This is a genomic window from Microcoleus sp. OTE_8_concoct_300 (assembly GCF_031383065.1).
GTDB lineage: Bacteria > Cyanobacteriota > Cyanobacteriia > Cyanobacteriales > Microcoleaceae > Microcoleus.
The window spans coordinates 1-1,026 of record NZ_JANMZH010000160.1; the positions used below are offsets into that span (position 1 = coordinate 1).

A 1,026-nucleotide genomic window follows, 5' to 3' on the forward strand; every position below is an offset into this window, starting at 1 on the left:
TCGGGGTTACTGCCAGTAGGGAAGTCAACTTTGGTGGCAAAAGTGGGGGTGGTGGCGTTGGTGGCGGTAGTATTGAGCAGGATGGAGACATCGTTGCTGCGGAAGTTCGTCACAGCTAAGTCAGGTTTCGTGTCGCCGTTGATGTCGCCGATGCTGACGGCGCCGGGCCGAGTGCCAGTAGGGAAGTCAACTTTGGTGGCAAAAGTGGGGGTGGTGGCGTTGGTGGCGGTAGTATTGAGCAGGATGGAGGCGGTGTTGCCGTTGATGTTCGCTAAAGCTAAGTCAGGTTTGCCGTCGCCGTTGATGTCGCCGATGCTGACGGAGCCGGGGTTAGTGCCAGTAGGGAAGTCTACTTTGGTGGCGAAGCCTAGCACGCCGCTGTAGGTTTTGAGGGTGGTTTCTGTGAGGGCAAGTTTGGGCCTGTGAGGGGATGGGGGGATGAGTTGGGGGATGTCCCAGGTGTCGCCTTTTTTGCTGTTGCCTGTAGTAGCGGGGTTGGCGGCGATGTTGGCGCCGGTGAGTTGGTGGAGTTGAGTGAGGAATTGGTGGCCAGAGTCCCCGGCTGCTATGTTACATCCATATAAGATGATTCTGGCGTTGGCAGTGAAACTGTTTCGCCACTGTTGCAATTGTTGGCTGTAGTTTTCACAGTTGCTGCTGTTTAGTTCTGTTGTGCCTAAGTACAGGCTGCCGGAACTGCCGTGTGAGATGATGTGTAGTGCTTCGATGCCTGTATGCTGAGCTAGGATTGTGGTGATTTGCTCGCAGGCATCCGGCTGGCTTTCGAGGATGTAGGTTGCAGTGCCCGGTTTGATGCCAGAGGCTATGTGCTGGCTATCTGGTATTGTGGGGTCAAGGATGACTATTTCCCTTAGCTGGTTGCTGATGCCATTAATTAGGGAAAATTCTTTTTTGTGGTTAATTTGAACTAGAGTTTTCATCTGCTTTTGGTGCCCCTGGAATAATTTTTTGAGTTAGTTGGCGTCGTGACCCCGATTTGAGTTAAGAGACGGTACTTATACCTTA

1 protein-coding gene is annotated in these 1,026 nt (G+C 52.7%); it reads right to left on the bottom strand.

Annotated features, from left to right (window positions below; genetic code table 11):
* The coding region (locus ACUVJL_RS07715) for a DUF4347 domain-containing protein (RefSeq protein WP_445245313.1) at positions 1-941 on the bottom strand (941 nt) is incomplete at its 3' end.
* Positions 942-1,026 lie beyond the last annotated feature (85 nt).